Source organism: uncultured Campylobacter sp., from assembly GCF_938045225.1.
GTDB lineage: Bacteria > Campylobacterota > Campylobacteria > Campylobacterales > Campylobacteraceae > Campylobacter_A.
Genome location: NZ_CALINL010000011.1, coordinates 47,924 through 54,394 on the forward strand (window position 1 = coordinate 47,924; position 6,471 = coordinate 54,394).

The window sequence follows — 6,471 nt, forward strand, 5'->3', positions numbered from 1 at the left end:
AATTTAAAGTTAAATTTGCCCTGCGTTGCATCTCTTTAAAAAGCGAGAAGTCGGATATCCGTCGTCAAAAGCCGTTTAGTCCGCCAGCCCCTCTTCGCCGCATTTTGCGATGAGAGCGTCAAATTCCTCTTTGCTAAACGCGCGTACGACGATATTTTTAGCGTCGATAAATTCGTATTTATCTTTTGGCAAATTTTGGATGAAATTTTCATATTTTAGCGTCGCTAGGATCTCGTATTTTTCCTCATCGTCGCCCTCTCCGCCAAATATCGCGACCGACCAGTGCGCGACCTTCTCATCGCCTAGCATTTGCAAATTTTTATACTCCACGCTAGGTTCATACGGCAGCGCGGTAACGACGCCTTGCGACAAGACGTACTGTCCGATGATCTCGCCGTTATCGTTCCTGCGATAAAACATCTGATTTGCAAAATACGCGTCTAGGTTTTGGATATCGGTTACGAATTTGCCAAATTCGTCCGCTGGATCCTTTGCGCTAAGTATGCGAGCTATGATCTTTTGATCGAACGACACTTCGTTTCGCGTGCCGTAAATAGTGCTGATTTGCGCCTCTTTTTGCAAATTTTGCTCTATCGCCTCTAGCCCCGCGCGTATGTCGTGCTCATAGTTAAAGCCCTCTATATTTTGCGCGCTAAATTTCTCGCCGTCCTCGCTCGTTATATCACCGTCCATTTTTATGGCTAGGTTTTTTAGGTACTCTAGCGCGATTTTCCAGTCCGTGCGGGTGCTTGGCGTGCCGATGCGGACGTTATAGGCGCCGTCTTCGTATCCGATCTCAAAGCCGCGTCCGCTAAGTCCGTCCGTGCCGGCAACGAGGCAGTCAAGCTCATCGAGCTTCGCGCCGTAAAAGCCATCGGCGTCAAACTCCTCGTCGTCTTCATTGGCGTTAAACTGCGATAAATTCGGCACCAGTCGCAGCGCCTCCTCCACGCTCATCACGGGCGCAAGGCCGACTAGAAACTTCTTTTTATTTTTAACGAAAAACGTGATGCTCATTTTTGATCCTTTGGTATTAAATTTAGCGTCGCGTAGCATTTTGGCGGAGTTAAATTTGAACGCAAATTTGCCGCGTCAAATTTGCCGCCGTTTGTAGCGGGTAAGTAAAATCCGGGCGCAAATTTAACCAAATGCGCCCAGGCTGGGCTCACTCGTCCTTTTTCTCATCCTCTTTTTTACCGATTTTTTCTTTGGCGGTTTTTATGAGATTTTCGGCGGCTTTGTAGAGTTTTTCGCCTAGTTCTTTTGATTTTGCTTTGAGGTTCTCACCGATCTCGCTAGCACTTATCTCGGTTAGCTTCTCCTGCGTTCGTTTTTCAAAGTCGCTGATCTCTTTTTTTAGTGCTTCTATGCGTTCTTTGGCGTTAAAATTTTCTTTAAGCTTATCGCCGGCCTGGCCGACTTCGCGCTTTAATTCCTCAAATTTAGCTCCCGCAAGGCTAGCGAATTTATCGATATTTTCGTTAAATTTTAGCTCCTCTAGCTGAAGCTCGATCTGGCGCGAAACGTCGTTTTGCAGGCGCTTAAATTTAGCAAAGTAGCTATCGACGGACTCGTCTAGGATTTCGTTTATCACAGCAGCAGACGGCTCATCTGAGCGTGCCATATCGCGCAGCATCGCTACAAATCTCTCCTCGAGTCTAACAAATTCTCTGGCCTCGCCCAGCAGCGTCTGGCCGTCCGGGGCAAATTTGATCTCCTCGATAAATTTCTCCGTCCTTTTGCCAAGCGCCTCTTTTACGCCGCCGATCGCACCGCTGATTAGCTCTTTGGCAAAGGCCTGATCGACATCGGCTATCTCGCACGCCGCCTCGCAGACCGTCCTTGCGATCTCCAGGATGCGCTCTTTGCTCGCTTCGCCCTCGTTTATCGCGCTAAGTACGACGTTTTTGGCGATTTGCTCCACCGTATCTTTCACGCCGTCGCCCTTTTCGATCGCAGTTAGAAACGCCGCCTCGGTGGTTTCTTTTAGGATTCCCAGCATTTGTAGCTCGCAGAGCATTTTTTCGTCTATCGCGGTTAAAATTTCGTCTTTATCCGCTAGGTCGCTGCTTTTGATGAAATTTTCCATATTTTCAAGTAGCGCGCGAACGTCGTTTTTTATCTCGTCTTTTTGCGCGTAAATTTGCCGATCGATCTGCTCTTTTTCGTAGATTAGGCGGTGGATATACTGCTCTTTTGCTTCGCTTAGCGCGTCGCCCGCGCTTTGGATGAGGTTGGCGACGTTTTGGCGGTTTAGCAGACCCTCGCCTTTTAGCGCCTCGCAAATTTGCTCAAACTCTTTAGCCAGAGCCGCGTTTGCGTCGCCGCCTTTGACGCTTTTTCTAAACTCGCTTAGCGCAAATTCCCTGATCAAAACGGAAATTTGCGGGTCGTTTTTGTTCTCTTTTATGATTTGGATGAAGACTAAATTTTGCATAAAAGCCCTTATAATACGTATTTGCAAACGCGTTTTAGCGCGGAAAATATCTCTAACCGCTCCTGGTTAGAATTAACCAAAACGCTTAAATTGTAGCTTTTGTATTTGCCCTCTTTACTCGATTTTGACGGCGTTATCTTGTGTTGCCTTTCGCCTACGACGCCCTGCGCGATAGCTTCGGCATTTTCGTTTTCGAGCACGATGATTTTGTATTCCCAGAAATTTGGATAGATGATTTCTGGTTCTTTATTTAGATCGCATATAGTCGCCACTTTTTCCTCCGCTCTTGCTTTCTAGCGCGATACCCGTTATCTGCATGGTTTTATCTATCGCTTTTATCATATCGTAGATCGTTAGTAGCCCGACGCTAACGCCCGTTAGCGCCTCCATCTCGACGCCTGTTTTGCCCTCTATCTTGACGCTAACGGTTAGCTTGTAGGCGCAGATACCCTCTAACTCCTCGATGTCGCAGTTTATGCCGCTGATTAGCAGCGGGTGGCACATCGGGATGAGTTCGCTCGTCTTTTTCGCGCCCATTATCGCGCCTACGACGGCGGTTTGCAGGACGGGGCCTTTTTTGCCCGTGTTGTTTTTGATCGCGTCAAAGGCTTCGCGCGACATTTTTATAATGCCGCTTGCTACGGCTATGCGCGTAGTTACGCCCTTGTCGCTTACGTCGACCATTTTAGGGCGGTTGTTTTCGTCTATGTGAGTTAGCATTTTCGTCCTTTCGCCTGAAACGCTAAATTTGCTTAAATTTGAGCTAGGCGGAGTAAATTTATGAGAAGGATTATAGCTAAAAAAGCTTAATGAATAAGACAAAAACGCCTCGGCAGGGGGAGCCGAGGCGCCGTTACAAAAAGGAGGTTTTCTTGTCGGACGCGCAAATCATACCAAAAAGGTCTAAATTTTATCCCAATTTTTCGTAAATATATTATTCCCTACTTTTCGCATAGGCCAGAGCACCTGATTTTAGGCGTTTTAGCCCCTCTAGCACGCGCGATCTTTGCGTGGCGATATTAAGGCGCAAGAAGCATTTTTCGGCACCTCTGTACGCGTTGCCGTCGTTTAGCCAAAGACCCGCTTTTTGGCGTAAGAATTTATGAAAATCGCTCGCGTCGTCGCAAATTTCGCGGCAATCAAGCCATAGCAGATACGTGGCGTCCTGCTCTACAAGCCTGATCTGCGGCAGTTCGCTTTGCAAAAACTCGCTCACGGTTTTGCGGTTTTGTTCTACGTATTCGCGCATCTGCTCGAGCCACGCTTCGCCTCGCTCAAACGCCGCGATCGCCGCGATACAAGAAAATGCGTTGCCCTCGCCGACCTCGTCGTCGTTGATAGCCTTTGCCATTTTGGCGCGCAGTTTTGGATTTGGCACTACGGCGGCTGAGCTTTGCAAGCCTGCGATGTTAAAGGCTTTTGTCGGCGAAACGCAGGTGATCGAGATGTTTTTGCAAGTCTCGCTCGCGCGGATAAACGGTACGTAGTTTTTGCCAGGGCTCGTGATGTCGCAGTGGATCTCGTCAGAGATCACCAAAACGCCGTGTTTAGCGCATAGTTCGCCAATTTTGGCTAGCTTTTCCTCGCTCCAAATTTTACCGACGGGATTGTGCGGGTTGCAAAGGATAAACATCGTCGTTAGCGGGTCGGCGAGCTTTTCTTCGAGGTCCGCAAAGTCTATATCGTAGCCGCGCCCGTCGTAGGCTAGCTCGTTTGTAAGCGCGATCCTACCGTTGTTTTCGATACTACGGTAAAAGACGTGATAGACGGGACTTTGGATCACGATTTTATCTCCCACGCTCGTAAATTTGCGCACGGCGGAGCTGATGATCGGGATAACGCCCGTGCAAAAAATCAGCCAGCTCGGGTCAAATTTGACGTCGTGGCGCCTGCTCCACCACGAGCAGATGGCTTCGCTCCACTCCCACGGCACGTACGAATAGCCAAAAACTCCGTTATCCAGGCGCTTTTGCAGCGCTTCTAAAATCTCGGGCGCAACTTTAAAATCCATATCCGCCACCCACATCGGTAGCTCGTCGCCGCTTGTTTTCCACTTTGACGAATACGTCCCGCCTCGCTCCACCGGCGCGTCAAAATCGTATTTCATTTACTCTCCTTGCGTGATTTTTTCGGATATTTTAGCGAATTTGACGGGCAAAATTTAAAATTTTGCTACATTTTTGAGCAAAGTCGATTTTTAATGCAATATTTTTTATAATTGCATTAAAAATTTAGCAAATTTAAGGATAAAAATGCTCACGATAACCTCACGTTTGCCGAGCACAAATTTAAAAATTTCAAAGGCATTGCCTCAACTCATCCAAGGCTACGTCTACCGCTATTTGCCAAGCGCCGAGCACGAAGGATATAAGCACGAACCCGGCGGCAAAATTTTTAAACGAACGAATTTTGATTTTCGTTTAAAGGGCGTAAATTTGCGGATTAGATTTACCTCATATGAGCCGGAATTTGAAAAAATAATCGCGCTTGCCGTGCTAAAAGACGGGTTAAGCTTGGGCGAGCTTTGCCTGTGCGATACGACTGTGGCGGTTAGCGAACACAGAACTACGCAAAGCGAAGCGGTGCTGCAAGGCTACGTAGCATGCGCGGTAGACGGACTTTTGGGGCATAAAATTTATCTACAGCCGCAAGATTCTAGGCATCTTGAGATGATGGAAACAAACGCCTTGCAAAGATTTGAAACTCTTACCGGGCGCAGATACGACGGCAAATTTGAGCTAAATTTGCTCTGGCAAAATTAACAAAATCCGTTTAATTTTTATTACGGCAATAACCGCTCGCCGGTTCAGGCTTGGCAATCAAAATGGAAAATTTGCGCGCAGCCCGAGCTCATAAATTTGATTCTTGATGCGGGCGTCGGAAACGGATGTATGAACTGCGGAGCGGGGTTTGTGAAGATTATAAATTGCTAGAAAATTTATTTAATTTCTTATAGATATTTAAGTGTGATAGGCGCAAAATTAGTTAAATCTTTTAGACTTTATTTGAATACAAATAAGGAAAATATTTTCGCCGACATAGGCGAAATATACCAAAAAGACGAAAAGCGTCTCAAAAACGAAGCCTACAAATACGACGCAATCAAAGCGTATCTCTGTGACATAGAAAGCAAGCGAATAGAGCCGAATTTGAACATAAGTAAAGACGATCTGATAATATGTAGATTTGGCGTAGGCGCAAATTCCGGTAATCTTTTTCCAAATTATCAATTCTTATCCAAAGAAGTAAATAAAGACGAAGCTAAATTTATAAAAGGCGTTTTGAGATCGGTTTCAAATTTGCTCTCGTTTTTTGAGCCGAGCGACATAGAAAAAGACGCTATTTTGTCTATGTTACCTAGTATAAATGAAGAATATTTTGCCGATATTATATATGAGATCAAAGGTCTTGATGAGATAAAAAAGGAAAAAGGCAAAAAGGTCGCCACTTTTTTCTCGCTCTCATACAAGGGCAAGCCCATTTCTGCCTATTTTAAGCAAATTTTTGAAAATCATATCAGCATAAAAGAGCAAAAATCGTCCTATGGATACGATATTTTGACAAATGAAAAAGGTATCGGCGGCGATGCAAATTTGGCGTTTTGCTCGGTAAATGAGCTGCCTGCTAATATGCAATTTATCAAATCAAAACTCCTGCCGCTAAGCGCCAATAGCGCAAAAAAGGTAGAAAACGGCTTTAAAGCGATAAAAGATAAGCTATCGCACAATTTTTACGGTATGAAAATGGCGATTTTGCCGACTATTTTGAGTAGCTCAGTAAATTTAGAAGAGATTGTAAAAATACTTGAAGAGACTTCAAAAAGTGATATAAAAAATATTGAAATCGCCGAGGAAGCCATAAAATTTAGCATAGATTATTATCTCGAGACAATAGCTAAAAAGCAGGAAAATTTGCCTGTTTTAAATACTATTTTATTGGCTCAACGGAACTTAAGCGGATTCTCTATTATCATCTATTATCTTTAGTAAAATATGATAGAAGGTTTTCGTATCTTTACCGTTATCGTATCTAAA

General features: G+C 45.2%; 7 protein-coding genes and 1 pseudogene. 2 read left to right on the forward strand and 6 right to left on the reverse strand.

Going from position 1 to position 6,471, the window contains the following annotated elements:
• Positions 1-75 precede the first annotated feature (75 nt).
• The 6 genes from Q0200_RS01110 to Q0200_RS01135 form a co-directional block, all read right to left on the reverse strand.
• Positions 76-1,017 (reverse strand): DUF4299 family protein, encoded by a 942-nt coding sequence (locus tag Q0200_RS01110; protein WP_297936763.1) that lies wholly within the window; start codon positions 1,015-1,017, stop codon positions 76-78.
• Positions 1,014-1,169: a hypothetical protein gene (locus tag Q0200_RS01115; RefSeq protein WP_297936765.1), complete on the reverse strand. Its 156-nt coding sequence runs from the start codon at positions 1,167-1,169 to the stop codon at positions 1,014-1,016. Before Q0200_RS01115 ends, Q0200_RS01110 begins: the two co-directional genes overlap by 4 nt.
• Positions 1,166-2,437, reverse strand: coding sequence for a hypothetical protein (locus Q0200_RS01120; RefSeq protein ID WP_297936767.1), 1,272 nt, complete (start codon positions 2,435-2,437; stop codon positions 1,166-1,168). Before Q0200_RS01120 ends, Q0200_RS01115 begins: the two co-directional genes overlap by 4 nt.
• Before the next feature lie 8 nt (positions 2,438-2,445).
• Positions 2,446-2,709, reverse strand: a complete 264-nt coding sequence (locus tag Q0200_RS01125) for a DUF493 domain-containing protein (RefSeq protein WP_297936768.1) — start codon at positions 2,707-2,709, stop codon at positions 2,446-2,448.
• A complete protein-coding gene (gene moaC / locus Q0200_RS01130; RefSeq protein ID WP_297936774.1) occupies positions 2,684-3,157 on the reverse strand; it encodes a cyclic pyranopterin monophosphate synthase MoaC in 474 nt (157 codons plus the stop codon). The genes Q0200_RS01125 and moaC overlap by 26 nt, the downstream gene beginning before the upstream one ends.
• Before the next feature lie 214 nt (positions 3,158-3,371).
• Positions 3,372-4,544, reverse strand: a complete 1,173-nt coding sequence (locus Q0200_RS01135; RefSeq protein WP_297936770.1) for a MalY/PatB family protein — start codon at positions 4,542-4,544, stop codon at positions 3,372-3,374.
• Positions 4,545-4,689: 145 nt separating this feature from the next.
• Here Q0200_RS01135 and Q0200_RS01140 point away from each other — a divergent pair.
• Positions 4,690-5,370, forward strand: a pseudogene (locus Q0200_RS01140) (CRISPR-associated endoribonuclease Cas6).
• Between the two features lie 72 nt (positions 5,371-5,442).
• Positions 5,443-6,423, forward strand: a complete 981-nt coding sequence (locus Q0200_RS01145) for a hypothetical protein (protein WP_297936772.1) — start codon at positions 5,443-5,445, stop codon at positions 6,421-6,423.
• The last annotated feature ends 48 nt before the right edge of the window (positions 6,424-6,471 follow it).